The following is a 25,889-nucleotide window of genomic DNA, read 5'->3' on the forward strand; positions in this document are numbered from 1 at the left end:
GCCGCCATGACCCAGCCGACGAAGTACGTGTACGGATTCGCCGAGGGCGGCCGCGACATGGCCGCCCTGCTCGGCGGCAAGGGCGCCGGACTCGCCGAGATGACGCGGATCGGCCTGCCCGTCCCGCCCGGATTCACCGTCACCACCGACGCCTGCAAGGTCTACCTGAAGACGGGCGAGGAGCCGCCCGAACTCGGCATCGAGGCGGCCCGGGCCCTGGCCGGCCTGGAGCAGGCCATGGGCCGCACCCTCGGCGCGCCCGACGACCCCCTGCTGGTGTCCGTTCGCTCGGGCGCCCGCTTCTCCATGCCCGGCATGATGGACACCATCCTCGACATCGGGCTCAACGACGAGTCCGTCACCGGGCTCGCCAAGGCGTCCGGGCAGGAGCGGTTCGCCTGGGACTCCTACCGCAGGCTCATCCAGATGTTCGGGCACACCGTGATGGGCGTGGACGGCGACCTGTTCGAGCAGGCCATCGCCGCCCACACGGCGGACGACCACGACCTCGACACCGGCGAACTGGTGCGGCTCACCGAGGAGTTCAAGGCCATCATCCGCAAGGAGACCGGAGAGGACTTCCCGCAGGACCCCGCCGACCAGCTTGCCCGCGCCGTCCGCGCGGTCTTCGACTCCTGGAACACCGAACGCGCTCACGTCTACCGCCACCGCGAACACATCCCCGAGGACCTCGGCACTGCAGTCAACGTACAGGCCATGGTCTTCGGCAACCTCGGCTCCACCGGGGCATCCAAGAGCAGCGGCACCGGCGTCGCCTTCACCCGCGACCCCGCCACCGGCGAACGCGGCCTGTACGGCGACTATCTGCCCGACGCGCAGGGCGAGGACGTCGTCGCCGGGGTGCGCGACGCCCTGCCCCTGAGCGAGCTCAAGACGCTCGACCCCCGCGCCTACGTCGAGCTCGGCGACCACCTGCGCACCCTGGAGAACCACTACCGGGACCTGTGCGACGTCGAGTTCACCGTCGAACGCGGCAAACTGTGGATCCTGCAGACCCGGGTCGGCAAGCGCACCGCCGAGGCCGCCTTCCGCATCGCCCACGACCTGCGCGAGGAACAGACCATCACCGCCGACGAGGCACTGGTCCGCGTCGACGGCGCCGAACTGACCCGGCTGATGTTCCCCCGCTTCGACGTGAAGACCACCGACCGGCCCCTCGCACACGGCGTGCCCGCCTCGCCGGGCGCCGCGGTGGGCGCCGTCGTCTTCGACTCCGCCGAAGCGGTACGGCGTGCCGCGGCCGGCCAGAAGGTCGTCCTGGTCCGCCGGGAGACCACCCCCGACGACCTGCCCGGCATGATCGCCGCACAGGCCGTCCTGACCAGCCGGGGAGGCAAGACCAGCCACGCCGCGGTCGTCGCCCGGGGCATGGGCAAGGTGTGCGTGTGCGGCGCGGAATCCCTCGGCGTCGACCCGGCCGCCCGCGCGTTCACCACCGACTCGGGTGTGGTCGTCCACGAGGGCGAGACCGTGTCCGTGGACGGCACCGCGGGCACCGTCCACCTCGGCGAACTCCCGCTCACCGCCTCCGACGTCGGCCGGGCCCTGGAGACCGGCACCGCGGCCGGCCCCCTCACCGAAGCGGTGCTCGGCGCGCTCGCCCACGCCGACTCCGTACGCCGCCTGGAGGTGCGGGCCAACGCCGACACCCCCGAGGACGCCGCACGCGCCCGCAGCCTCGGCGCACAGGGCATCGGCCTGTGCCGCACCGAGCACATGTTCCTCGGCGAGCGCAGGGCCCTGGTCGAGGCGATGATCCTGGCCCGCGACGACACCGCACGCGAGCAGGCCCTGGCCGCCCTGCTGCCGCTGCAGCGCGCGGACTTCACCGGCATCCTCGAGGCGATGGACGGACTGCCGGTGACGATCCGGCTGCTGGACCCGCCGCTGCACGAGTTCCTGCCCGACCGCACGGAACTCGCCGTCCGCCTGGCCCGGGCCACCGAGCCGGACCCGCGGGCGAGCGAACTCCTTGCCGCCGTCGAGCGCATGCACGAGCAGAACCCGATGCTCGGCCTGCGCGGCGTCCGCCTGGGCCTGGCCGTGCCCGGCCTGATGGCCATGCAGGTACGCGCCGTCGCCGAAGCCGTCACTGCCCGCCTGCGCGCCGGGGGCCACCCGCGCGCGGAGATCATGATTCCGCTCGTCGGCACGGTCGAGGAACTGCGCCTGGCCCGGGCCGAGACGGAACGCGTACTCGCCGATGTCGCGGCCGAGACCGGTACCGCACTGGACTGCCCGATCGGCACGATGATCGAGCTGCCGCGCGCCGCGCTCACCGCCGCACGCATCGCCGGGTCCGCCGACTTCTTCTCCTTCGGCACCAACGACCTCACCCAGACGACCTGGGGCCTGTCCCGCGACGACGCGGAGGCCTCTTTCTTCCCCCTGTACCTGGAGAAGGGCGTCTTCGCCGTCTCGCCGTTCGACTCGATCGACCAGGAGGGCGTCGGGCGGCTGGTGGAGCTGGCCGTCGAGGCCGGCCGCGGCGTCAACCCCCGCCTGGAGACGGGCGTGTGCGGCGAACACGGCGGCGACCCGGACTCCATCCACTTCTTCCACCGGGTGGGCCTGGACTACGTCTCCTGCTCGCCGTTCCGGATCCCGGCCGCCCGGCTGGAGGCCGGACGCGCCGCGCTCGAGGACAGCACGGGCACCAGCGACACCAGGTGAACGCCCCGGGGGCGGCGACCCGAGCCCGCCGCCTGAGGGAACGTGAAGCTCGTCGGGGCTTTCCTGGCGCCGACGGGACCGTTCCCTCGACGAACCGGTCCAGGTCGCCGCGGTCTGCGGCGACGTCCGTCCATGGGGTACTCATGGGCCGCTCGCGGGTAGCCCTGTGGCCCGGTGCGAACCGCCCCGTCCCGGCCCGAGCGGCCGGATCTTGGTTCCCGGTGTTTGAGGCGATCGACGACGGCAACCCGCGAGGTGTGACTTCGACGACCCAGCAGGAGCTCTTCCGGTTCCTGGAGGACCGCTTCGCCTGCGCACAGGCGTGCACCGAGTGCGCACGCGCGTGTGCTCTGCGCGCGAGCCTCGTGGATCCGGACGGGACACAGGAGCAGGAACTCGTACGACGCAAGGGGATCATGTGCGCGGAGGTGTGCGACGCGACCTGCCGTGTGCTGTCCGAGCAGAACCGCCTGGACGAGGCCGGCATCCGCATCCAGGTGGAGTGGTGCCGCACCGTGTGCCTGGAGTGCGCCCATGCCTTCGACCGACAGCCGGGCGCCGAGGACGGCGCGAAGGCAGGCCGGGACTGCGCACGGGCGTGCACGGACTTCCTCGCCACGCTGAACTGAGACTCACAGCGGGGCGAGCGGCTGCCCGAACCGCACGTTCCAGCGCCCCGACCTGCCGCTGAGCTCGACGGCCGCCAGCGGCGGGACGTCGGCGCGCCAGAACGCCGACTCCGGCGCCCCGAGGGCCCGCACCACCGCGGCCCGTACGGCCTCGGGCTCGGCCACGGCGACGGTGCGGCCCGGCGTCTGCGCGACCGTCTCCAGCCAGCCGGCCACCCGGTCGCACAGCGCCGCCACCGACTCCCCGCCGTGCGGTGCGGCGTCGGGGTCCGACAGCCAGCGGGCCAGCGCCTCCGGCTCCCGCCCGCTCACCTCCGCCAGCGTCGCACCGCGCCAGCGGCCCGCGTCCAGTCCCGCCAGCTCCGGTGCGTCCACGGCGTCGAGGCCGAGTGCGCCGGCCGTCTCGCGGCAGCGCACGGTGGGGGAGACCCAGACCTGTTCCGCGGCCGGGAGCGTGCCGGCGGCCGCCTGCGCCTGCCGCAGCCCGGATGCGTCCAGCGGACAGCCGTCGTCGAAGCGGGCCTCCCTGAGGGCCGCGGTGATCGCAGGTGAGATCAAGATCACTCGGCTCGTCATTCGTCCATCCCCGCCCTCGACACTCCCTCAAATCCCTTGATCCGACGGCGAAAACGGCTCACCAGGGGCGCTCACCGCCGTCCCGTGCGCTCTTGGCCCCACCTCTGCTTCGCGGTACCTTCTCGTGGATATTGATGACGGCACAGCGGAAGCCGGTGGAAGTCCGGCACGGTCGCGCCACTGTAAGTCCGGTACGCACCCTGGGTGCGCACCGGGTGAGTCAGACCCGCCCCCGTCGTCGCGTGCACCACCGAGACGGGACGCGAGTTCCCCAGGAGGGCCTGCCATGGCGCAGTCTGTCGCTCAGCCGACCACCACCCCCACAGCCGTACCCGCCAAGCTGCCGATCGGCGCGATCGCCCCCTGGGCGGTCTTCTTCGGCATCCTGATGCTGGTCCTGCTCTACTTCGTCGGCGCCGAGCAGGGCGCCACCTCCGTGATGAACGGATCGGACGTGCACGAGTGGGTGCACGACGCCCGCCACCTGCTCGGCTTCCCCTGCCACTGACGGCCGGAGAACGTACGAGCCCATGAACTCGGCAACCGTCCGCAACCTCCTGGTGCGTGGCATGCTCGCGGGACTCGCCGCGGGCCTGCTCGCCCTCGTCGTCGCCTACTTCCTGGGTGAACCGCGCGTCGACGCGGCCATCGCCTACGAGGAGGCGCACTCGCACGAGCACGGCATGGAAGTCGTCAGCCGCACGATGCAGTCCACCGCGGGCCTGTCCACCGGTGTCCTCGTCTACGGCGTCGCGTTCGGCGGCATCGCCGCCCTCGCGTACTGCTTCGCACTCGGCCGCATCGGCCGCTTCGGGCCGCGCGCGAGCGCGCTGCTCCTGGCGGTCGCCGGTCTGATCGCCGTGTACGTCGTGCCGTTCCTGAAGTACCCGGCCAACCCGCCGTCCGTCGGCGACCCCGGCACCATCGGCAAGCGCACCACGCTGTACTTCCTGATGATGGTGCTCAGCGTGCTGCTGGCCGTCGCCACCGTCATCCTGGGCAAGCGCCTCGCGCCACGCCTGGGCAACTGGAACGCGACGCTCGCCGCTGGCGCGTTCTTCCTTCTCACCGTCGGGCTCGCCTACGCGTTCCTGCCGGCCATCAACGAGGTCCCCAAGGACTTCTCCGCCACCCTGCTCTGGCAGTTCCGCCTGGCGGCCCTGGCGATCCAGCTGACCCTGTGGACCTCCTTCGGGCTGGTCTTCGGGGTGCTGGCGGAACGGGTGCTCGCCCCGAAACAGGTCCGAGCGCCGGGCGCCGCACGGCCAACTCCCGTCGCCCACTGATCGGTTCGATCAGCTCACTCGGCAAAGGGCCCCCGGACAATCGGGGGCCCTTTCCGTATGCCGCACCATTCCCAATTTCTGGAACACGTTCTACGGTGTGCGCGGTCAGGACCGGCCTGGGAAGCCTGGAGGCGCCGTGCACCTCGAATACACGCCCGAGCAGCAGCGACTGCGCACCGAACTGCGCTCGTACTTCGCCGAGTTGGTGCCGGACAACGCCTACGCCCGGCACGGTGACCCGGCCGCCCAGAAACGCTTCTACCGCGAGACCGTCCGGCGCCTGGGCACGGACGGCTGGCTCGGCGTGGGCTGGCCGACGGAGTACGGCGGGCGCGGGCTGACCGCGATGGAGCAGTTCATCTTCTTCGACGAGGCCGCCCAGGCCGGCGTACCGCTGCCGCTGATGGCGCTGAACACGGTCGGGCCGACGATCATGCAGTTCGGCACGGACGAGCAGAAGGCGTACTTCCTGCCGAAGATCCTCTCCGGCGAGATCGACTTCGCGATCGGCTACAGCGAGCCCGACGCGGGGACGGATCTCGCGTCCCTGAAGACGCGTGCGGTGCGCGACGGCGACGAGTACGTCGTCAACGGCCAGAAGATCTGGACGACGAACGGCGACACCGCGGACTGGGTGTGGCTGGCCACCCGCACCGACCCGGACGCCCCGCCGCACAAGGGCATCACCATGCTCCTCGTCCCCACCACCGACCCCGGCTACTCCTGCACCCTCATCAACACCCTCGCCTCGCACGACACCACGGCCAGCTACTACGAGAACATCCGCGTCCCCGTCACCCGCCGCGTCGGCGCCGAGAACCAGGGCTGGCGGCTGATCACCAACCAGCTCAACCACGAGCGCGTCACTCTCGCCGCGCACGGCACCATGGCGATCCGCGCCCTCCAGGACGTGCAGCGCTGGGCGACGGAGACCAAGCTCGCCGACGGCCGCCGGGTGATCGACCTGCCCTGGGTGCGCCGCCGCCTCGCGCAGACCCACACCAAGCTCGACGCGATGAAGCTCCTCAACTGGCGCATGGTGCACGCCGTCCAGAACGGCACCCTCACCCCGCAGGACGCCTCCGCCGTCAAGGTGTACGGCTCCGAGGCGCGCCGGGACGCCTACGCCTGGCTGATGGAGATCGTCGGTGCGGCAGGCGCGCTGAAGGAGGGCTCGGCGGGCGCGGTGCTCCACGGCGAACTGGAGCGCGGCTACCGCTCCGCGGTCATCTTCACCTTCGGCGGCGGCAACAACGAGATCCAGCGGGAGATCATCTCGTGGATCGGTCTGGGGATGCCGCGGGTACGGCGTTAGCCTCAAGAGGTGGCGGGCTTTGAGGCAGGTGACCCCGGGCTGTTCGGGCCGTCCTCGGTGACCTGGCAGATGCACGGCGATCCGATGATGTGGGTCGCCGGCGTCCGTGCGCTCTACCTCCAGGCACTGCACCCCCGGGCCGTGCGCGGCGTCATGCAGAACTCCGACTTCCGGCGCGACGCCTGGGGCCGGCTGATGCGCACCGCCAATTTCGTCGGCACCATCACCTACGGCACCACCGAGGCCGCCGAGCGGGCCGGCGCCCGCGTCCGCAAGATCCACAGCATGCTGTCGGCGACCGACCCGGACACGGGGGAGCGGTACGGCGTCGACGAGCCGGAGCTGCTGCTGTGGGTGCACTGCGCCGAGATCGACTCCTACCTCCAGGTCGCGCGTCGCTCCGGCTTCCGCCTCACCGACGCGCAGGCCGACCGCTACATCGGCGAACAGCGTGTCAGCGCCCGCCTGGTGGGCCTCGACCCCGATGCCGTACCGGCCAACCAGGAGGAGATGGCCGCCTACTTCGAGAAGGTGCGACCCGAACTCGCCGTCGGACCCGAGGCACGCGAAGTGGACGACTTCCTGCTCCGCCCGCCGACGCACCCCCTCCTCGTCCCCGCGCGCGAGGTGCTGTGGCGGCGCGTGGCCCAACTGGCGTACGCCGCCCTGCCGCCGTACGCCCACGAGCTGTACGGCAGACCCGCCCCGAAACCCGACACCATCACCCTGCAACTGCGTGCCACAGGCAACCTGCTTCGCTGCATTCCCGCACGTCTGCGCTGGCAACTCCCGCCCAAACACATCCTGCGCGCCATGTCACGGCTCGGCCCCGGCTCCCGCCCGGCACCGTACAAACTCGGACGATAGCTCGCCATACTGGACGAGCCAGGGTGGGCGGGGCGAACAGGTACGGGGGGCGATCGCAGCAGATGGGGGACAGCAGGCTGATCCAGGGCCGGTACCGGCTGCTCGATCTGATCGGGCGGGGTGGCATGGGCGAGGTGTGGCGTGCGCGCGACGAGTCGCTCGGCCGGCATGTCGCCGTGAAGTGCCTCAAGCCCCTCGGCCCGCACCACGACCAGTCCTTCACCCGGGTCCTCAGGGAACGCTTTCGCCGCGAGGCCCGCGTGGCCGCCGCCCTCCAGCACCGCGGGATCACCGTCGTCCACGACTTCGGCGAGTCCGACGGCATCCTCTATCTGGTCATGGAACTCCTGGAGGGCCGCAACCTCTCCCAGCTCCTGGAGGACAACAAGCACCACCCGCTGCCGGTCGGCGACGTCGTCGAGATCGCCGACCAGGTCGCCTCCGCCCTCGCCTACACCCACCAACAGGGCATCGTGCACCGCGACCTGAAACCCGCCAACATCATGCGGCTCGCCGACGGCACGGTGAAGATCTGCGACTTCGGCATCGCCCGCCTCGGCCACGACATCGGTTTCACCTCCCGGCTGACCGGCACCGGCATCGCGATGGGCACGCCGCATTACATGTCGCCGGAGCAGATCGGCGGCTCCGAGGTCGACCAGCGCAGCGACCTGTACTCACTGGGGTGTGTGCTCTACGAGATCGCCACCGGGGCGCCGCCGTTCGACCTCGACGACGCCTGGGCGATCCTCGTCGGCCACCGCGACACCCCGCCCCGGCCGCCGCGCAGCCGGCGGTCCGAACTCCCCGAGTACCTCGAGAAGATCATCCTGGACCTGCTGGCCAAACTCCCCGAGCAACGCCCGCACGACGCCCGCGAGTTGGGCCGCCGCATCAGCCTCGGCCGTACGACACCGACGTACGTACCGACGGTCGTGACCCCGCAGCCGGCGCTCCGGCCACCTGAGCAGGCCCCCTCCCGCGAGGCTCGTCTGCCCTCCTGGACGCGCGGCATGACCACCGGCCACAAGGCCACCGGCGCCGGCCTCAGCACCACACCCCCGGACGCCGGAGCGGGCCTCACCGGCGAATGGATTCCGCGGCCCGCGAACGGGCGGACACAGGGCCCCGCGCCCGACCAGCCCCCCGCTCCCTCCCCGGAGACCCTGACCGCCCTGGCCGGACGGCACAACGCCGGGCTCAGTCTCGGCCGCCTGGGCCGCTGGACGGAGGCCGGCGAGGTGCACCGCGCGGTCGCCGCCGAACGCGCCCACCTGCTCGGCCCCGACCACCCCGACACGCTCGCCAGCCGCTACGAGGTCGCCTTCACCCTCAGCCGCACCGGCCGCGCCGCCGACGCCCTGCAGGAGTACAAGTTCGTGGCCGCGGCCAGAACCCGCGCCCTGGGCGCCGACCACCCCGACACGCTCGCCGCCCGCCAGGAAATGGCCTACGTGCTCGGCCAGTTGGGCCGTCACTTCGATGCCCACCAGGTCTACACGTCCGTGCTCGCCGCCCGGGAGCGCGGCATGGGCCCCGACCACCCCGACACCCTGCGCTGCCGCCACAACCTCGCCTTCAACCTCAGCAGACTCGGCCGCCTGGAGGACTCGTACCGCATGGCCTGCGACGTGGCCGCCGCCCGCGCCCGCGTCCTCGGCCCCGACCATCCCGACACCCTGGTCACCCGCTACGAAGTCGCCTACGCACTGGGCCAGTTGGGCCGCTGGCCCGAAGCCCTGCAGACCTACCACGAGGTCGCCGAGGCCCGCGCCCAGGCCCTCGGCCCCGATCACGCCGACACCCTCGCCGCCCGCTACGAGGTCGGCATCAGCCTGGGCCGCCTCGGCCGCAGCGCGGAGGCGCTCACCCTCTACCGCGACCTGATCGACGACCGCACCCGCGTCCAGGGCCCCACCCACCCCGAGACCCTGCGCGCCCGCCACGGCCTCGGCGTCAACCTCGGCCGCCTGGGCCGCTGGGAGGAGGCCCTGGCCGAGTCCCGGGACGTCTGCGCCATACGCGAACGCGTCCTGGGCCCCGACCACCCCGACACCCTGGTCAGCCGACGCGAGGTCGCCGTCGGCCTCGGCTGGCTGGGCCGCTGGCCCGACGCCCTCGCCGAATACCGCCGAGTGGCCGCCGCCCGCGAGCGCGTCCTGGGCCCCGACCACCCCGACACCCTCGCCAGCCGCAACGACGAGGCCCACTGCCTGGAACAGCTCGGCCGCGGCGCCGAGGCCGTCGAGCTGTACCGCCGGGTGGCGGTACTGCGTCAGCAGCGCGCGTCGGGCGGGCGCTGACCCCGTCGCCGTACACCCCTGGTCGTTCTGGATCATCGCGTGTTACCAAGAACCATGGCTGCACACGAGGGACACCGGACATACGACGCTGTGATCGTCGGCGGAGGCCACAACGGCCTGGTCGCCGCCGCCTACCTGGCCCGGGCCGGACGGTCCGTACTGGTCCTGGAGCGGCTGGACCACACCGGGGGCGCCGCCGTCTCCACCCGGCCCTTCGCCGGTGTGGACGCACGCCTGTCGCGCTACTCGTACCTGGTCAGCCTGCTGCCGAAGAAGATCGTGCGCGACCTCGGGCTGGACTTCCGCGTCCGCACCCGCACCGTCTCCTCGTACACCCCGGTGGAACGGGACGGCCGGCCCACCGGACTCCTGGTGGGCGGCGGCGACCGGCGCACCCGGGAGGCCTTCGCCCACCTCACCGGCTCCGACCGGGAGTACGAGGCCTGGCAGCGCTTCTACGGCATGACCGGCCGCGTCGCCGAGCGGGTCTTCCCGACGCTCACCGAACCGCTGCCCACCCGCGACGAACTGCGCCGCCGCATCGACGACGAGGACGCCTGGCGGACCCTGTTCGAGCAGCCCATCGGCGCCGCGATCGAGGACCGCTTCGCCGACGACCTCGTCCGTGGAGTGGTCCTCACCGACGCCCTCATCGGCACCTTCGCCGACGCCCACGACCCCTCGCTGCGCCAGAACCGCTGCTTCCTCTACCACGTGATCGGCGGCGGCACGGGTGCCTGGGACGTCCCGGTCGGCGGCATGGGCGCCCTGACCGACGCCCTGGCCACCGCCGCCCGGGACGCGGGCGCCGTCATCGCCACCCGACACGAGGCCGTACGCATCGACACGGACGGCCGGACCGCCGAGATCACCTACCGCACGGCGGACGGGGAAGGCGTCGCAGCCGCCCGGCACGTCCTCGTGGGCGCCTCCCCGCAGGCCCTCGCCGAACTGACCGGCGACACGCCCCCGGCCCCCGCCGAGGGCGCCCAGCTCAAGCTGAACATGCTCCTCAAGCGGCTGCCGCAACTGCGCGACGGCTCCGTCGACCCGCGCGAGGCGTTCTCCGGCACCTTCCACATCGCCGAGGGCTACCAGCAACTCGCCGCCGCCCACGCCCAGGCCGCCTCCGGCCAACTCCCCGCCGCGCCGCCCTCGGAGATCTACTGCCATTCCCTCACCGACCCGACGATCCTCGGCCCGGACCTGGTCGAACAGGGCTACCAGACACTGACGTTGTTCGGCCTGCACACCCCGGCGCGGCTCTTCGAACGGGACAACGACGCCGTACGGGATTCGCTGTTGAAGTCGACCCTCGCCCAACTCGACGGCCACCTCGCCGAGCCGATCGCCGACTGCCTGGCGACCGACGCCGACGGCCGGCCCTGCATCGAGGCCAAGACCCCGCTCGACCTGGAGCGCGACCTGCACCTGCCCGGCGGCAACATCTTCCACCGCGAACTGACCTGGCCCTACGCCCAGGACGACACGGGCCGCTGGGGCGTGGAGACCCGGCACGCGAACGTGCTGCTGTGCGGGGCGGGCGCGGTGCGGGGCGGGGGCGTGAGCGGGGTGCCCGGGCACAACGCGGCCATGGCGGTGCTGGAAGCGACGGGCGAGTGACCGGCTCGGCGCGGGAGTTCTACGACTCACTCGCCGCCGACTACCACCGCATCTTCCCGGACTGGGATGCGAGCATGAGCCGTCAGGCCGCGACGCTGGACGCGCTCGTCCGCCGGGAACTCGGCGCCGGACCGCACCGGTTGCTCGACTGCGCCTGCGGCATCGGCACCCAGGCGATCGGGCTCGCCCGCGCCGGACACCGGGTCGTCGGCAGCGACCTGAGCCCCGTCGCCGCCGCGCGGGCCGCGGTCGAGGCCGCGGCCCGCGGCGTCGCCCTGCCCGCAGCGGCGGCGGACATGCGCCAACTCCCCTTCGGACCGGGCGCCTTCGACGTCGTCGTGTGCGCCGACAACTCGCTCGCCCACCTGTTGACGGCGCGTGACGTGGGGGAGGCCCTGCGCGAGATGCGGCGGGTGCTGACGGACGATGGCCTGCTCCTGCTCACGCTCCGGGACTACGACGACATCCGCCGTACCCGCCCCGACTCCCGGCCTCCCCAGGTCTCGCACGGCTTGGACGGCCGCTCGATCACCTTCCAGCTGTGGCACTGGCACGACGACGGCGAGCGCTACGACCAGGAGTACTTCCAGCTCGTGCCCGAAGGAGAGGGCTGGCAGGTGCGGGTCCGCCGCACCACCTCCTGGGCGCTCACCCGGAGTCAGGTGACCGATGCCGTGACCGCGGCCGGCTTCGCCGACGTCGCGTGGCTGATGCCGGACATCAGCGGTTTCTATCAACCTGTCCTGGCTGCGAGGGCGTCGGCCGCGTACGAAGCTGCAAATGACCGTGGTTGACGTGAGCGAATCCGATGGACTGCAAACCCCCGGTCAGGTGCAAGATCGACGTACTCGCCGAGGGCGTGGCCGAGCACGGTCACGAGCGGTCGTGGGGGAGGCCGATTTCAGCCCAGATCGTCTTCCCGTCGGTGCGATGGCGTGTCCCCCAGCGGTCCGCGAACTGGGCGACGAGCAGCAGGCCGCGCCCGCCTTCGTCGAAGGTGCGGGCCCGCCGCAGATGCGGGGCTGAGCTGCTGCCGTCGGACACCTCGCAGATGAGCATGGTGTCGTGGATGAGCCGCAGCTGAATGGGGGGTTGACCGTAGCGGATGGCGTTGGTGACCAGTTCGCTGACCACCAGCTCGACGGTGAAGGCGATGTCCTGCAGTCCCCAGGTCGTCAGCCGGGCCAGGACATCGGCGCGGGTACCGGCCACGACGGCGGGGTCGGACTGCAGATCCCAGGTGGCAACCTGGTGGATGTCCAGGGCCCGGGTGCGGGCGACGAGCAGAGCGACGTCGTCCGGTGGCGGTTCGGGAAGCAGAGTCCGGATCAGGTTGTCGCAGGTGTCCTCGGGCGAGAAGGCCGGCTGCTTCAGGCACTCGAGCAGCAGCCCCTGGCCGTTGCCCAGGTCGTGCTGAGTTCCTGCGACGAGGCCGTCCGTGTACAGCACCAGGAGGCTGCCTCGGGGGAGGTCCCATTCGACTGTTTCGAAGGGCAGCCCGTTCACTCCCAGGGGAGGGCCGGGAGGAACGTCGACAAAGTCCGCTGCCCCGTCGGGTGTGATCACGGCGGGTGCGGGGTGGCCGGCAGCGGCGGCGGTGTAGTGGCGCGAGACCGGGTCGTAGACCACGTACAGACATGTCGCAATGAGATCGGTGGAGATCTCCAGTTCGGGCTCGGGCATTGCGTCGGTGTCCTCCTCCGTGGCCAGGAGGGTCACCAAATCGTCGAGGTGGACGAAGAGTTCGTCAGGTGGCAGGTCGACGTCCGCCAGAGTGCGTACCGCGGTCCGTAGCCGTCCCATGGTGGCGGAGGCACGCAGGCCGTGGCCGACCACGTCCCCGACGACCAGCGCGACTCGGGCGCCCGAGAGCGGGATCACGTCGAACCAGTCCCCGCCGACCCCGGCCTGGGTGCGCGTGGGAAGGTAGCGATAAGCGACGTCGACCGCCTGCTGGGCGGAAAGCCGCTGCGGAAGCAGGCTGCGCTGCAGGGCCAGTGCGGTGGTGCGCTCGCGGGTGAACCGGCGCGCATTGTCCACGGCCACGGCGGCGCGTGCGCCGATCTCCTCGGCGAGGAGCAGGTCGTCCTCGTCGAAGGGTTCCGGGTTCCGGTGGCGGACGAGTACGGCCACGCCGAGGGAGATGCCCCGAGCGTTCAGGGGGATGACCATGATCGAGTGGATTCCGAAGGACCGAACGACGCCCGACCGCTTGGGATCGGCTTCGCGCCAGTCCTTGATGGCCTCGTCGAGGGCGCCGTGCAGCGAGGACCGGCCGGTGGCCAGGCAACGGACAGGTGGCGAGGACTGCGGGTAGTAGTCCACCTCTCCCGGCTGGATCACGGCCTCGGGTACGCCGGCCAGGACGGACTGCTGCGCGGCGCGGCGCAGGGCGACGGCGCCTGTGGCGCAGGGCTTCGGCTCGATGCCGCGAAGCAGCGAGTCCAGCAGGTCGACGGTGACGAAGTCGGCGAGCCGGCCTGCCACCGCATCAGCCATCTCCTGGGCGGTGCTCATCACATCGAGGGTGCTGCCGACCTGTGCACCGATCTCGTTCAGCAGGGCGAGCCGCTCCCGGGCCAAGTGCTGCTCACTCACGTCGAGTGCGGTGACCTGTACATGGCGCACTTGTCCTGCGGGGTTCCTGAGCGGGGACACCGTGACGGACCAGGCCCTCGCGGGGGCTCCCGCCCGTGGTCTGCCGTGGATCTGGAACTGCTCGGCTTCTCCGGTCTTGAGCACTCTGCGCATGCCGTCTTCGATCGTCCGGCAGATGTGAGGAGGCAGGACGTCCGTGACACGCCGACCACGCAACTGCTCTTCGGTGCGGCCGAGCTCGCGGACGGCACCGGCGCTCGCCCGCAGACAGCGCAACTCGGTGTCGTAGATGGTTACGGGCAGGTGGCCCTGCGCGAACGCTGCCTCCGTGATCGCCTCGCCCACGGGAACCCCTTTGCGATGTCGGCGCCCGAGCCGAGCAGGTGCCCTACGCGACGCCCGACGACCTCCTGAGCTCGGGTAACCGAGGAGCCGCCCGGCACCCGCACGGCCTCGGGCGCCGACGGGTCGCGCCTATGTCGCCGGTGGCGTGCCCGCATGCACTGCACAGAGTGCACGTACGGGCTGCATTTGCACTCTTCTCTTGCACTGGGCTCTGGGCTCCATGCTAGGGCTGGGGGAGCCGGTTGGCAGCCGCATCCGCATCCTGCACGGCAGCACGGGCACCACGTGCCGGGGACCGTCGGCGGCGAGAAACTCAGAGGGCAGAGTGTTCACTCCTGCCCTGGTCCCGGCGCGTGTGAATACATCCGGTCACCGCGCGTGTCGATGGCCGGGCGGGGTCTTGGTGTGCGGGCTTCTCACCACGTGCTGCCGCATACCGCGGGAATCCGCCGACCGGGTGTACGGGCGAAAGCCGGCCCCCGCCCCTGGGTGTCCGGTGGCGGCTTGCTACGGGCCGGTTGGGCCGTTCGGCCCCATAGGGGAGTCGTTCGGCCCCTCTTCCTTTGCGGTCTGTGGCGTGAGGGTGAGCAGTGAGTCCGCGAGACGATCGACGGCGAAGGTTCCCGGGGGGACTTGCCGTCCGCGGCTCCTGGCCGTTCAGGGCGGCGGCCAGGGCCGGAGGTCCTCGGGCGGCGCCGGGTTGGGGACCGGCGCAGGCCGCTACGGCGGCTTCCTTGGGAAAGGGGGGTGGGCCGGTCTTCCGGCCCGGTGCCGGGCCCGCGTGAGGCGGTCGGGCGACGACATCGTCGTCGCAGATGAACGCGTAACGTCCGCGGGCCCGGCACCTGCATGTTGCTGCTGTTCCGGCCCGGGATCCGCGTCGGGACGCCCGCACAACGGCCCTTGCGGGGAAGCCCGATGAAGGCCGAACGGCCCTTTCGTGGCACAGACATGGGGGAGTTGGCTGTCGGCTGGGCCCACAGTCCGTCGGCCCGGGTTTCCTCGCGGTTCGCGCGGGCCTGCGGCGGGGTCCGGCCCGGGCGGAGCCGTCTTCTCCTCCGCCCGGGCCGTCGACGGCGGACCGGTGGTGCGCCGGCGGCTTGCGTCCGGGTGCCGGACGAGACGCTCAACGGGCGGCCGCGTCCCCGGAGCGGGGCAGCGCCGCGTCGACCAGTCTCATGCCCGTGATCAGGCCGGGTCGGATACGTACGACGTGGTCCATGGGGTGATCCAGCCAGGGGTGGACCAAGGCCTGGTAGCGGGCCACCTCCGCCGGGTCCGTGACCGGATGGCAGTAGCCGGTCGCGACAACGCTCCAGCCGAGACGGGTGCCGACGTCGATGTCGTCGGCCTCGTAGGCGACAACCACCCCGTGCGGGTGGCTCTGCCGGGCGCGCGAGAGCAGCGCGGCGTCCTCGTGGGTACGGATGACGATGTCTCCGCGGTCGAGGACATGGTTGACCGGGCGGGCGGTGGGCAGAGCCTGCCGGGTGAAGACGAGCCGTCCGAGGGGTACCGTGCCGAGCAGCCGGAGGGCCTCCTCGGGGGAGAGCTCGACCAGGCGGCGCGGACCCGCAGCGGCGGTCGCGGTAATCCCGTTCGTCCTGACGAGGCGTCGGGCTGTTTCGTCCTTCACGGCTTCTTCCCGGTGCACGGAATGGCCCTGCCGCCGATCCGGCACTCCACGGTGCGGGCCGATCACTGCGGCACGGGCCTGATCCCTTCGGATGCTGCGGTTCCGGCACCCGTGCCCCGCGTCGAGGCACAGAGCGGGACCGCCGACAGGTCTGACAACCTCCATGGAAAGCGCGTCGAGCACCCTGTGCCAGGGCCATTGGGCCCTAGTCATCAGCTGGGTGTGCTGACTTGATTGGTTTCGCGGTCCCGCCCGCGGCGCCTGGATCCCGCCTTCGGACTCAAGCGGTCCCGTCCGCAGGCGGTGGCACATCCCTGGCCGCTCCCTCCGCTCGCGCAGAGTCGAGAGCGGTGGAGCAGCCGAGGCCCGGGCAGGGCGGGGCCGCCCAAGCGGGAACGAGCACGGAAACACCGTACGGCGGGAAGGGGCGAGGGATGATCGCGGCGGTGGGGTACGCGGAGTTGACCCCGGACATGCTGACGGTGGTGGAGGCCGATCTGCGTGCCGCGCTGGAGCGCCTGCCCGAAGGGATGTCCGGGCTGGTACGCGCGGGGGCGGGGGTGCCGGTGGCCTTCGGCCGTGCGGTGCGGGCGGCGGGGCGCGAGCTGATCGTGGTCGCCCCGACGCAGGGGATGGTGCCGGCACTGCTGCCGCGGCGTGACCGGATGGCGGTCGGCGAGCTGCTGGCCCTCGCCCAGCAGGTGCGTCTGCTGGAGTTCGACCCCGGCGACCGGGACGCCTGCGTCGGCGCCGACGAGCGCTTGATCCTGGGATGCCGCCAGGCGCTGGCCGTATGGGACGGCTCACCCTCCAACGGTCGCGACGCCACCGCGCACCTGGTGGCCTACGCCCGCGCCCGCGGCATTCCGTTGACCGTGGTGCCGCCGCCCGACGGCAGGGACCGTTCGACCACCGTGGGCGCCCAGCCCATCCGCACGACCGACGAGGCGGCAACACCCCGATGACAGGTACGACCACGACCGCGCGCCACCACACCGAACCCCGGACAGGCGGACGCCCGGGACGGAACACACCGGAGGACTCGACGGGGGCCTCGCGCGCCTTCGCCTGGCTGCTGATCGTGTCGGGAGCGCTGGGGGCCCTCGCTTCTTTCGTCATCACCGTCGACAAGTTCCAGCTGCTGCAGGATCCCGCCTTCTCGCCGTCGTGCAACATCAGCCCGATCCTGTCGTGCTCGAACGTGATGAGCAGCGGCCAGGCATCCGTGTTCGGCTTCCCCAACCCGCTGCTGGGGCTGGCCGCCTACCCGGTGGTCGCCTTCGGGGGGGTCGTCGTGCTGGCCGGGGCGCGGCTGCGCCGCTGGTTCTGGCTCGGACTGAATCTCGGCATGCTGTTCGGGGCGGGGTTCTGCATGTGGCTGATGACGCAGGCGCTGTACGAGATCGGCGCGCTGTGCCTGTGGTGCTGCCTGGCCTGGGCGGCCACCATCGCCATGTTCTGGTACACCACCGTGCACAACCTCCGCCACGGCGTCATCCGCGCTCCCCGCGGGCTCGTGGCCGGGGCGCGGGAGTTCCACTGGGCGGTGCCGGTCACCTGGTACCTGAGCATCGTCATGCTGATCGGCACGCGTTTCTGGGACTACTGGCAGACGCTGCTGTGAGCGGGACGAGACCGATGCGTACCCTCACCCCGGTCCCCTCCCGCCAGGAAGTTCTCGAGGAGGTTGTGCTGAGGGCCGCGCCGGTGCGGGTGTTCGTGCTGGACGACCACGAGGTCGTACGACGAGGCATCCGCGACCTGATCGAGGCCGAGCCGGACTTGGCCGACAGTGAAGGCACCTGGGGGTGCGGTTGTTCTGCGCCTTCCGGGGAAGCGCTCCTCCGCGGCAAGGTTTCCTTCCTTCCGGCCGCGGCCCTGGCCGGCCGAGCAGCGGCACGGCGGCCTACGTGCCGGGCCGCCCGTTGGTCAGCGGCGATGGCCGCCGTGCGATCGCTGCGGTGGGCGAGATCGGGGGGAGGGTGTGCTCGGTTGCCGTGTCCGCTGACGCCTACGGCTGCCGCGGTCCCTCCGGGGGCGCGCCCGCTCGGGCAGTTCCGGGAGGGGCGCGGCGGCGCTCCGTGCGACCGGGATGGACTTGCAGTTGTTGCTGGGGTCGGGTGCGGAGATGACTGTGTGGCTCGCTTGGATCGCGTACTCGAGATCGTCCTGGTCCGTGACATCCCCGATGGGGACCGTGATGTGGACGAAGGGTGCTGTTACCGTTTCGGTCACTTGCTGACCGAAACGGTAGCCTTTGGTCATGAAGCCATCCGTGAGACCCACCAGCGAGGAGATCGATCGTGCCCTGATCGACGTGGCGGCCTTCGTCTTTGCGCGGCACGGGTTCGCTCAGGGCCCCGTGCAGGCGATCGCTGACGGTGCCGGCTACTCCAAGGCGGCTGTGCTGAAGCGCTTTGGCTCGAAGGAGCGGATCCAGGACGCCGTGGTGGCTCGCGCGGAGGAACATGCCGCACGAGTGGCGGCTGCGGGTGAGGGCCTCCCGGTCGGGCTCGAGCGGGACGCCGCCCTGCTCGGTGCGCTGGTCGAGCTGATCGAGGAGTGGCCGGGGACTGGTGCGCTCATGGCCGGCGCCTTCTGGCTGACGCGAGAGCCCGAGATCATGCAGCGCCTCTCCGGGGCGCAGCGCATGTTGATGGAAGCCTTCGATCCCGATGTCTGGACTGATGAGGTACGGCATGTGCGGGTGGTGTCCGCGATCGGTGCTGTGACCGTCACGATGATGGCGAACCGCGAGGCCAGGTGGACCGAGCGCACCGATGTGGTGATTGCCGCGGGCCTTGGCGCACTGGGCCACAGGGGCAACGGCGATGCCGGCACGGGTGATTGAGGCACTGCGACGGGGTAGCCGGCGCTGCAGTACGGAACAACGGGCGCGGCGACCAGTGCGCAGCGTCGGCTGAGGCAATGCTGCGTCACTTGTACAGTTCGGCCGGGGCAGGGTGCCCAACGTGGCTCGAGGAGCCACTCGTCATGGCTTGCTGACCGCACCCGCCTGGCAGTGACGACGGCTCAGGATCTCGGCTTGAAGGACTCCTTCGTCAAGGGGTTGGCCGCGGCGCCCGCAGAGGAACACCGCAAATGGCCAGCGTCCATGCCCCCTTCTTTTTTCTGTGGCAGCGCCAGTGCATCAGGAGGCGGCGGCTCTCTGGGCAGGCGGCACGGCGGCAGACAGCAGCTGCCGGTGCAGCCAGTCGCCGATCACGGTGTAGGCGTGTTCGCGGTGGCTTGCGGCGGGAGGGCAGGACGTCGTGGAGGGCGCCCGGGACGGGGACGACGGTGGTTTCGTTGCCGAGGCAACCCGACCAGCAGGCAATCTGGGCGACGTCCAGGACAGTATCGGAGCGGTCGCTGACCTCGGACGAGCGGTCGTCAATGGGCTGATCGAAGGGGGCGCGGCGCCGCCGCTCCGTGCCCAACCAGCGATCTCCATACTGGATACGGTGTTGCTGTTATGGTGCTGGCCGAGGAGGTGGACGTTCAGTGGCAGCAGCTGGTCCTACGCGAGCGACCACGGCATCGGCTCGGCGCCCGGGACGTCCGCCCGTGCCGCTGGAGCGCATCGTTTCTACCGCACTGCAGATCGTGGACGATGAAGGGGCCGACGCTCTCTCGATGCGGACGCTGGCCCAGCGCCTGGGCTCGGGCACGGCGACGCTGTACCGGCATTTCGACAACCGGGCAGCGCTGGTCGCCCATGTCGTGGACCGCATGTTCGGCGCCGTGGAACTGAATGGCGACGAACTCCTCGCGATGGGCTGGCAGCAAGCGCTGCGGACGGTCGCGCACACCATGTTCGAGGCCCTGGCCCGGCACCGGAACGCGGCGCGCCTGATGGTCGAAGAGATTCCCCTGGGGCCGAACGCCATGGCGCTGCGGGAGCACTGTGTCGCGGCGCTGCTCGACAGCGGCTTCCCGCCGCGACTGGCTGCGCACGCCTTTGCCACCCTCTCCCGCTACGTCCTCGGATTCGCCATACAGGTCAACGGTCATGGCGGTGGCGGGCAACTCGACGACACGCAACTGTCCGCCGTCTTTCAGGGCGCCGATCCAGCCTTGTTCCCGGCAACGGTCACCGTCGCCGGGTCGATGCCCGTTCCGATCGAGGACGAGTTCTCCTTCGGACTCGAACTCCTTCTCAGCGGGCTGGCCCACCTGCGCGACGACGCCTGACCAGGCAGGACGATGCGAACCTGAGGCCGCCCGCCTACGGAGTCATCTCGGTCGGCATGGAGCGAGGCTGTCAGGGACTCGTGATCGACCCGCTGGCCCCGGCCAAGGGCGAATGCGCCAGCCGAACCGGCCCATCGGTGCCCGCGCGAGGAAAGCCGTCTGCCCCGGGCACTCAACGTTGCAGTGCCCGGGGCAGACGAGTTGAACAGCCGCTCGTGGTGCGCCTATGGGGATGCTGTGGAACATCCCCAGCGGAGTCTGTCCGTCACTGCGCGGCGGCGGCAGGGGCGCTGTGCTTCCTGGTCAGCCCCTTGAGGTCGTAGGCACGAGTACCCAGGGCTCCGACGAGGAGGCCGAGGACAAGCGCGATCACGGAGGCCAACACGGCACGCGCCAGCCCCGAATCCCAGGTGGCTCCGAAGTACATGATCGAGCGCGTACCCAGATAGATCTGGTGCATGGGCTCGAACGAGCTGAGGAAGCGGACGAAGGGGGGCATGGCTTCCAGCGGTGTCGTACCCCCGGAGCTGGGGATCGACAGCACGATGAAGAGGAAGAGGTTGACCACCATGCCCAGACCGCCCAGCAGGGCGAGAATCGCCTGAGCAACCACTGCGACGGCCGAGATGCTCAGCACGCTGAACAGCCACAGCTCCCCTGGATGGTCCAGCGGCATGCCGATCCAGTCCGCGATCCCCAGATAGACACTGCTGACTAGCACCGCGACACCCGTCATGATTCCCCACTTCAAAACAAGGGTGGCCAGGCGGCTGCGACCCGAGTGGCTCTCCATGCGGTAGAGCGGACCGATCTCCGACGGAGTGAAACCGAGCTGGGAGTCGACGAGATTGGTGGCGATCAGGGAGCCGGTGAAGCCGGCCAGCGCCAGCAGGAGGGCGTAGTAGAAGGCCGACAGGCCGCCGCCGGTGCCGTCCGGCACTTCCTTGAAGGGTGTGACATGGACCTGCATCGGCTCGGACAGGACGATGCGAGCGGTCCCTGAGACGGATTGACTGCCGGACCCGGCCCTTTCCGTGGCCTGCGCAGCGCTGGTGAGGAGCTGTTTGCCCACCGTCTGGTTCGCCTCGGCCAGCGCCTGAGAGGCGAAGGAATTGACAATGGATGCGCTGGAAGTGTTCGCGAGGGGATTGGTGTACACGGTGACCGCAGGCTGCTCAGCGGCCCCGCCGGTTGCCGCGCTCGCCGTGAGCGTCATCAGCTTCTTGCTCAGGTCCGAGGGCAGGACGATCGCACCGTAGAGCTTCCCCTTGCCCATGTCCTTCTTCGCCGCGGCGAGGCTGACGAAACGCAGATCGAACTTGTCGTCGTCGACACCCTTGCGCAGGCTGTCGGCGATCTCCTTGCCGACGTCGATGCGCTGTCCCGATGCGCTGGTGGCGCCGGTGTCGGCGTTGATGACCGCTACGGGAAAGTCGTTGAGGTCTTTGGAGGCGTTGACCGTCCCTCCCAGGTACAGCGCCGCCAGCGCGGCCATGACCACGGTGACGATGACGGCCGGGGCCAGCCACAACCGCGGCCCCAGCCTGCTCCCTGCCGCGCCCTTGCCGTTTGCCATGGTGTACACACCCTTCGAGGTGACCATTTCGGTTACTAGGTGACTAGAATGGTCACCTGGATCCATGAAGTCAAATGCGGGGCCGAGTGGCGAGGAGATTGACGTTGCGTTGATCGAGGCCGCCGTTCTGGTCTTCGCCCGGTATGGGTTCGGGCAGGGTGTGTCCAGGCGGCGGTGCTGAAACGGCTCGGCTTCAATGAGTGGATTCAGGCGGCAGTGGCCTCGTGGATCACGGAGTGAACCCCTGGGGATCACGGCGGATACACGACGACCATCGAAGTGCGGACGCCAGGCGCCGCCGTAGGCACCACCGGCGCACAAGCGTCTGGGTGGGGGCAACCGGTCGCCGGACAGTCAGGCCTACAGCTGTTGTGACCCGTGTGGTCGGCGGCTCGTCAGCGGAAGGCGAAGTGCTCGGCGTGGAGATGCCGGCGGGGGACGCCCTGGCGATGGAGGGCGCGAGTGAGGTTTTCGATCATAGAGGCGGGGCCGCAGAGAAAGACATGCGTGTCGGGGGTGATCGGTCCGGCCTCGGCCTGGATTCTTTCGGCGGTCAGACGGCCGTGGCTGCGGCTGAACGTCGGGTGGAGCCGGAACTCGGGGCGGTGTGCTGCCGCTGCGGTGAGTTCCGGGAGGAACGGTGCGTCTTCGGCGGTGGGGGTGCAGTAGAAGAGGTCGGTGCGGAGCGGCGCTGCACCGGGGTGGGTGAGCCAGCCGAGGAAGGGCGCGATACCGATGCCCCCCGCGATCCATATCTGCCGGGGTCCGCCGAGGGTGTGGTCGAACATGCCGTAAGGACCCTTGAGGGTTGCGGGGTGTCCTTCACTTATGTCTGTGTAGAGGCCGCGTGTACCGCAGCCCAGGGCACGGATGGTGAGGCGTACCGAGCCGTCGGCCTGCGTTCCTGCGACGCTGAAGGGGTGTTCGTGCCAGCCGCCGACCCGCAGGTAGACGAACTGACCTCCTGTCACGGGAAGCATCGTCTCGCCGGTGGGCGTGAGGGTGAGGTCGAGGACGTCGGGTGTCGGCCGCTCGACACGGTGGACGGTGTAGTCCGCCCGGGGTTCCCTGTGCCGTAGCACCAGTTCGTCGTAGGTGTAGGCGGTCATGCCGATGGTGGCCATGGTGACGTAGATCGCCAGGAGGGGCGTGGATCCGTTGATGATGAGATCGAGGAACCAGCCGTGCAACAGCGCTGACAGGAGCAGCAGGCCGGTGAGGCGATGCAGGAACAGCCAGCGCTCGTAGGGCAGTCGGAGGATGCGGCCGACCTGGCCGAGTGAGATGAGGACGAGCAGCAGCAGGCCGATGGCGGAGACGGCACCGAGGAGATGGCCCATCCCTACCGACGCGGCCCGGTGCGCGTAGCCGTACTGGCTCCCGTCGAAACCGGAGAAAAAGTGGAGGAGCAGGTGGGGGGTGAGCAGGAGTATGGACCATACGGCGTACAGCTTGTGCTGACGGTACATACGGTCCAGGCCGCCGAACCACTGCTCCAACCACATCAGGCGGGTGGCCAGCATCAAGGTGCAGGACATCAGGTAGACGGACAGGACGCCGGCGAACTCGCCAACGAAATAGACAGCGCTGAGGCCCTCGGGCCTGAGCCAGTCCCAGGCCAGATAGAGCATGACCGCTCCGGTCGTGACCGACAGGGGTCCGAGGTTGCGCTTCTTCAGGCGCGCGTCCAAGGGGGCGCGCGCGATCCGGATGGCGTAGATCGCTATCACGATCAGGACGGGCATCGTCTACCCCTCGGGGGGTCGGCACTGTGGACGAAGGGGCGCTGGTGAAGGCAGGCGGACCGTGCGGTCGCGGTTTGAGCGCCCTCGAGCCCAGGTGGCTGCGTTTCCTGCCACCTCTAATATTGGCAACAGCGTAGCCGTTTGGCTGGTTGTGGTCCAGTGGTGCATTCGGATGCCCGTTGGCCAGCCCTGGATCTGCCTATCGGGGGCGTGGCGGTTCGAAGCCATCCCCGTCGGCCGGCTCTTCGAGGTGAAATCACAGCTCGGGGCAGCATTGCTTTCAGGGCGAAACTGCCGGAGCTGCCCATCCGTGGAGGTGTGGACTCGATCCGCAGAAGAACTGAGTGGCCGTTGACACGGATCACTCAGATGCGGGAACAGAACCCTCGATCTCAGGGCAAGTTGACCTTAGAAGCGGAGTGCTCCTTCGGGCAGATCCCGCTCCGCGGTCAGCGGCAACTCCACAGTGGTGAGCATGTCCCGGTACCGCTCGGCCAGTTGGGAGGGGAGCTTTCTGCTGAACACCACCAGCTCCCGGAAATAGCCGGGCCCGATCCGCCGGGCGTGCCTCGACCAGCGCAGCGGCACCGCGTTCTCCGGTGTCACCGTCACGCCGATCCCCTCGACCGCGAACAGGAGCGCTGCGGAGACCTGGCCCGTGCGTGCGACGGCGCGCGGCGTGAACCCGAGGTGCCCTGCCAGGCGGTCCACCACTTCGCTCATGCCCTGTTCCTGCTCGTAGAGCACCCAGTCGGCAGCGGCCAGTTCGGCCGGATCAGCCGCTGTCCCCGCCGGGTATTCGGCCGAGCCGGTCACCACCATCTCCTCATATCCCAGGGAGATGACGGGCCCCTCCCAAGGGTCGGGCCGTGGACCGACCGCGATGTCGCCCTGGCCACTGCGCATGGCCTCTTCGAGGTCCCGGCGGTGGGAGTAGTCGTGCAGTCTCAGCACGGTGGAGGGGTACGTCGAGTGCCAGCGCGCCGCGGACGGCGGCAGGATCCCCGAGGCGACGGACCGTACGGTCAGGACGTGGACGTCGCCCTGACGGCCCTCCACCACCTCGCGCACCGAGTCCTGCGCGTCCTGAACGGCACGGACGACGTTCTGTGCTCGGGGCAGAAAGACACGGCCCGCGGGAGTCAGCGTCACCCCTTGCCGACCGCGCTCCAGCAGGACCGCGCCCAGCTCCTTCTCCAGGGCCCCGATCTGCTGGGACAGCGAAGGCTGCGTGACATAGAGCCGCGCAGCCGCTCCGCTGAAGGAGCCCGCCTCCCAGACCGCGAGGAAGTACTCCAGCTGACGTAGCTGCATGTGATCAAGCTACTCGGCCGAGCGTTGCCCAGTACTCGTGCTGTGACCACAAATCCGGTGTCTTTCAGGATCAGTCGGCATGGCACGCAGCTCGCGTTGGCGGGGATGTGCGAGGGCAGCGCGTGTCGGATACAGGAGAGGGGTGTTCCTGAATCGGCAGAGTCCCGGTCTGCTGGTGGGGCGGGGCTAGGTGACGTGGTGCCGTACTGCTGTGCTGCTAAGGGGTGTTACCTGTGCGTCATGCCATGAGTGCGACCCTGCTGTCCTTGCGGGTGAGCCGGGACAGCAAGTAGTCGACCTCGGTGCGGGCACGCGCCGAGAGCACGGACCCGGGCTTGCGCTGGGTGTCGGAGGCCAGGATTCCGCGGCGCTTCATGACGTACTTGCGCACGGCCAGGCCGATGCCCGGCTGCTGTTCGTAGCGCAGCAGGGGCAGGTGGGCGTCGAAGACGTCATGGGCAGCGTCACGGTCGCTGGCCGTGGTGTGGCGCACCACGTCGACGAGGAGCTCGGGAACGCAGTAGCCCGTCATCGCTCCGTCGGCTCCGCGTTCGGTCTCGAAGTCCAGGAAGAGGCCGCCGTTTCCGCACAGGATCGACAGGCGGGGCATCGCTCCGTCGGCTTCGAGTTGCCGGAGTTCGCTGATCTTCTCCAAGCCCGGCCAGTCCTCGTGCTTGAGCATCACGCACCCTGGCGCGGCGTTCGCGATGCGGGCGATGACGGCAGGGGACATGACGACGGAGAACGACAGCGGATAGTCCTGGATCACGAACGGCACGTCCGCGCCGATGGCGCCCGCCGCTCCCTCGTAGTAGCTCACGATCTGGTCGTCGGTACGCAGCGTGTTCGGAGGGGCGATCATGACGCCGTCGGCACCGGCTGACATGACGTCGACCGCGAGAGCCCGCATGGCGGCGTAGCCGGGTGCGGAGACGCCCACGACGATCGGCAGATCGGTCCGCTTGATGACGTGCTGGACGATGCGCACGCTTTCCTCGTGGGACAGCTTGGGTGCTTCGCCCATCTGACCCAGGAGGGTCAGTCCGGTGACGCCGGCGTCTCCGTAGAAGTCGACGAGTCGGTTGAGTGAGTCGAAATCGATTGCGCCTTCCTCGTCGAAGGGCGTTGGTGCGATGGCGAAAACACCATTGGTGTTGCGGTCTAGGTGTGCCATTGTTCTGCCTCCTC

20 protein-coding genes and 1 riboswitch are annotated in these 25,889 nt (G+C 70.2%); of the genes, 13 read left to right on the plus strand and 7 right to left on the minus strand.

From position 1 onward, the window contains the following. Positions 1 to 6 precede the first annotated feature (6 nt). Positions 7 to 2,694, plus strand: a complete 2,688-nt coding sequence (gene ppdK / locus ACFY10_RS32295; RefSeq protein WP_390668760.1) for a pyruvate, phosphate dikinase — start codon at positions 7 to 9, stop codon at positions 2,692 to 2,694. Between the two features lie 257 nt (positions 2,695 to 2,951). After that, positions 2,952 to 3,323: a ferredoxin gene (locus ACFY10_RS32300; RefSeq protein ID WP_390668761.1), complete on the plus strand. Its 372-nt coding sequence runs from the start codon at positions 2,952 to 2,954 to the stop codon at positions 3,321 to 3,323. Positions 3,324 to 3,326: 3 nt separating this feature from the next. On the opposite strand, the gene ACFY10_RS32305 is transcribed toward ACFY10_RS32300, so the two are convergent. Then, positions 3,327 to 3,899 carry a histidine phosphatase family protein gene (locus ACFY10_RS32305; RefSeq protein ID WP_390668762.1) on the minus strand — a complete coding sequence of 191 codons (573 nt, stop codon included), beginning with the start codon at positions 3,897 to 3,899 and terminating at the stop codon, positions 3,327 to 3,329. A gap of 95 nt (positions 3,900 to 3,994) precedes the next feature. Next, positions 3,995 to 4,148, plus strand: a riboswitch (cobalamin riboswitch). Positions 4,149 to 4,185: 37 nt separating this feature from the next. On the opposite strand from ACFY10_RS32305, the gene ACFY10_RS32310 reads away from it, so the two are divergent. From ACFY10_RS32310 to ACFY10_RS32340, 7 genes are all read left to right on the plus strand, one after another. Continuing rightward, positions 4,186 to 4,407: a CbtB-domain containing protein gene (locus ACFY10_RS32310; protein WP_390668763.1), complete on the plus strand. Its 222-nt coding sequence runs from the start codon at positions 4,186 to 4,188 to the stop codon at positions 4,405 to 4,407. A gap of 22 nt (positions 4,408 to 4,429) precedes the next feature. Next, positions 4,430 to 5,185: a CbtA family protein gene (locus ACFY10_RS32315; RefSeq protein ID WP_390668764.1), complete on the plus strand. Its 756-nt coding sequence runs from the start codon at positions 4,430 to 4,432 to the stop codon at positions 5,183 to 5,185. A gap of 136 nt (positions 5,186 to 5,321) precedes the next feature. Next, positions 5,322 to 6,500, plus strand: coding sequence for an acyl-CoA dehydrogenase family protein (locus ACFY10_RS32320; protein ID WP_390668765.1), 1,179 nt, complete (start codon positions 5,322 to 5,324; stop codon positions 6,498 to 6,500). A 69-nt stretch (positions 6,501 to 6,569) separates the two neighbouring features. Continuing rightward, positions 6,570 to 7,367 (plus strand): oxygenase MpaB family protein, encoded by a 798-nt coding sequence (locus ACFY10_RS32325; RefSeq protein ID WP_390668995.1) that lies wholly within the window; start codon positions 6,570 to 6,572, stop codon positions 7,365 to 7,367. A 62-nt stretch (positions 7,368 to 7,429) separates the two neighbouring features. After that, entirely contained in the window at positions 7,430 to 9,670 is a 2,241-nt protein-coding gene (locus ACFY10_RS32330; RefSeq protein ID WP_390668766.1) for a tetratricopeptide repeat protein, read from the plus strand. A 54-nt stretch (positions 9,671 to 9,724) separates the two neighbouring features. After that, complete coding sequence (locus tag ACFY10_RS32335) at positions 9,725 to 11,293, plus strand: phytoene desaturase family protein (protein ID WP_390668767.1); 1,569 nt, start codon at positions 9,725 to 9,727, stop codon at positions 11,291 to 11,293. Next, positions 11,290 to 12,087 (plus strand): class I SAM-dependent methyltransferase, encoded by a 798-nt coding sequence (locus tag ACFY10_RS32340; RefSeq protein WP_390668768.1) that lies wholly within the window; start codon positions 11,290 to 11,292, stop codon positions 12,085 to 12,087. The genes ACFY10_RS32335 and ACFY10_RS32340 overlap by 4 nt, the downstream gene beginning before the upstream one ends. A gap of 79 nt (positions 12,088 to 12,166) precedes the next feature. On the opposite strand, the gene ACFY10_RS32345 is transcribed toward ACFY10_RS32340, so the two are convergent. Together ACFY10_RS32345 and ACFY10_RS32350 are read right to left on the minus strand one after the other, a co-directional pair. Continuing rightward, entirely contained in the window at positions 12,167 to 14,236 is a 2,070-nt protein-coding gene (locus ACFY10_RS32345; RefSeq protein WP_390668769.1) for a SpoIIE family protein phosphatase, read from the minus strand. A gap of 1,126 nt (positions 14,237 to 15,362) precedes the next feature. Then, entirely contained in the window at positions 15,363 to 15,872 is a 510-nt protein-coding gene (locus ACFY10_RS32350; protein WP_390668770.1) for a pyridoxamine 5'-phosphate oxidase family protein, read from the minus strand. 434 nt (positions 15,873 to 16,306) lie between these two features. On the opposite strand from ACFY10_RS32350, the gene ACFY10_RS32355 reads away from it, so the two are divergent. The 4 genes from ACFY10_RS32355 (at position 16,307) to ACFY10_RS32370 (ending at position 20,066) form a co-directional block, all read left to right on the plus strand. After that, positions 16,307 to 16,837, plus strand: coding sequence for a hypothetical protein (locus tag ACFY10_RS32355; RefSeq protein WP_390668771.1), 531 nt, complete (start codon positions 16,307 to 16,309; stop codon positions 16,835 to 16,837). Continuing rightward, a complete protein-coding gene (locus ACFY10_RS32360; protein WP_390668772.1) occupies positions 16,834 to 17,496 on the plus strand; it encodes a vitamin K epoxide reductase family protein in 663 nt (220 codons plus the stop codon). Before ACFY10_RS32355 ends, ACFY10_RS32360 begins: the two co-directional genes overlap by 4 nt. 639 nt (positions 17,497 to 18,135) lie before the next feature. Further along, the gene (locus ACFY10_RS32365) at positions 18,136 to 18,723 is read left to right on the plus strand and encodes a TetR/AcrR family transcriptional regulator (RefSeq protein WP_390668773.1); all 588 of its coding nucleotides are present in this window, start codon (positions 18,136 to 18,138) and stop codon (positions 18,721 to 18,723) included. 716 nt (positions 18,724 to 19,439) lie between these two features. Next, positions 19,440 to 20,066 carry a TetR/AcrR family transcriptional regulator gene (locus ACFY10_RS32370; RefSeq protein WP_390668774.1) on the plus strand — a complete coding sequence of 209 codons (627 nt, stop codon included), beginning with the start codon at positions 19,440 to 19,442 and terminating at the stop codon, positions 20,064 to 20,066. Between the two features lie 265 nt (positions 20,067 to 20,331). On the opposite strand, the gene ACFY10_RS32375 is transcribed toward ACFY10_RS32370, so the two are convergent. From ACFY10_RS32375 to ACFY10_RS32390, 4 genes are all read right to left on the minus strand, one after another. Continuing rightward, positions 20,332 to 21,708, minus strand: coding sequence for a YhgE/Pip domain-containing protein (locus tag ACFY10_RS32375; protein WP_390668775.1), 1,377 nt, complete (start codon positions 21,706 to 21,708; stop codon positions 20,332 to 20,334). 329 nt (positions 21,709 to 22,037) lie between these two features. Further along, positions 22,038 to 23,387 carry a ferric reductase-like transmembrane domain-containing protein gene (locus ACFY10_RS32380; RefSeq protein WP_390668776.1) on the minus strand — a complete coding sequence of 450 codons (1,350 nt, stop codon included), beginning with the start codon at positions 23,385 to 23,387 and terminating at the stop codon, positions 22,038 to 22,040. Between the two features lie 408 nt (positions 23,388 to 23,795). Further along, positions 23,796 to 24,701: a LysR substrate-binding domain-containing protein gene (locus ACFY10_RS32385; RefSeq protein WP_390668777.1), complete on the minus strand. Its 906-nt coding sequence runs from the start codon at positions 24,699 to 24,701 to the stop codon at positions 23,796 to 23,798. 238 nt (positions 24,702 to 24,939) lie between these two features. Continuing rightward, positions 24,940 to 25,875, minus strand: coding sequence for a dihydrodipicolinate synthase family protein (locus ACFY10_RS32390; RefSeq protein WP_390668778.1), 936 nt, complete (start codon positions 25,873 to 25,875; stop codon positions 24,940 to 24,942). Between the last annotated feature and the right edge of the window lie 14 nt (positions 25,876 to 25,889).

It is taken from the genome of Streptomyces sp. NPDC001401, assembly GCF_042895385.1.
GTDB lineage: Bacteria > Actinomycetota > Actinomycetes > Streptomycetales > Streptomycetaceae > Streptomyces.

Bases quoted from the DNA above. Each gene is read 5' to 3' on its own strand.
- ppdK (WP_390668760.1), top strand. From the start codon at position 7: ATGACCCAGCCGACGAAGTACGTGTACGGATTCGCCGAGGGCGGCCGC.
- ACFY10_RS32305 (WP_390668762.1), bottom strand. From the start codon at position 3,899: ATGACGAGCCGAGTGATCTTGATCTCACCTGCGATCACCGCGGCCCTC.
- ACFY10_RS32310 (WP_390668763.1), top strand. From the start codon at position 4,186: ATGGCGCAGTCTGTCGCTCAGCCGACCACCACCCCCACAGCCGTACCC.
- ACFY10_RS32315 (WP_390668764.1), top strand. From the start codon at position 4,430: ATGAACTCGGCAACCGTCCGCAACCTCCTGGTGCGTGGCATGCTCGCG.
- ACFY10_RS32325 (WP_390668995.1), top strand. From the start codon at position 6,570: ATGCACGGCGATCCGATGATGTGGGTCGCCGGCGTCCGTGCGCTCTAC.
- ACFY10_RS32330 (WP_390668766.1), top strand. From the start codon at position 7,430: ATGGGGGACAGCAGGCTGATCCAGGGCCGGTACCGGCTGCTCGATCTG.
- ACFY10_RS32335 (WP_390668767.1), top strand. From the start codon at position 9,725: ATGGCTGCACACGAGGGACACCGGACATACGACGCTGTGATCGTCGGC.
- ACFY10_RS32355 (WP_390668771.1), top strand. From the start codon at position 16,307: ATGATCGCGGCGGTGGGGTACGCGGAGTTGACCCCGGACATGCTGACG.
- ACFY10_RS32360 (WP_390668772.1), top strand. From the start codon at position 16,834: ATGACAGGTACGACCACGACCGCGCGCCACCACACCGAACCCCGGACA.
- ACFY10_RS32365 (WP_390668773.1), top strand. From the start codon at position 18,136: ATGAAGCCATCCGTGAGACCCACCAGCGAGGAGATCGATCGTGCCCTG.
- ACFY10_RS32375 (WP_390668775.1), bottom strand. From the start codon at position 21,708: ATGGATCCAGGTGACCATTCTAGTCACCTAGTAACCGAAATGGTCACC.
- ACFY10_RS32380 (WP_390668776.1), bottom strand. From the start codon at position 23,387: ATGCCCGTCCTGATCGTGATAGCGATCTACGCCATCCGGATCGCGCGC.
- ACFY10_RS32385 (WP_390668777.1), bottom strand. From the start codon at position 24,701: ATGCAGCTACGTCAGCTGGAGTACTTCCTCGCGGTCTGGGAGGCGGGC.
- ACFY10_RS32390 (WP_390668778.1), bottom strand. From the start codon at position 25,875: ATGGCACACCTAGACCGCAACACCAATGGTGTTTTCGCCATCGCACCA.